We start from the raw sequence: 230 nt of genomic DNA on the forward strand, positions 1-230 counted from the left end.
GGCGAGGATCCATGTCGTCGACCGCCGGGTGCAGCTGCGTCATGCCGGTGTCGACCAGCACGCGCGCGTCGGGATGGTCGATGACGCGCACGTAGACCGGCATCCTTTCGCCCTCGGCGAGCAGCTCGGCGACGAGCACCGGCGTGAAGGTGGCCGTCGAGCCCTCGCGTGCCGGTCGCTCGGCCTTCTCGGTTCGTGGATTGTCCATGGACGCTGGCTCTTATACACAT

1 pseudogene is annotated in these 230 nt (G+C 67.4%); it reads right to left on the reverse strand.

Annotation, left to right across the window (positions count from 1 at the left end):
* Positions 1-208 (reverse strand): annotated as a pseudogene (locus ACR9ZK_RS23815) (hypothetical protein); the annotation flags it as partial.
* Positions 209-230 lie beyond the last annotated feature (22 nt).

This window comes from Monashia sp. HAY1-5C (assembly GCF_056755255.1).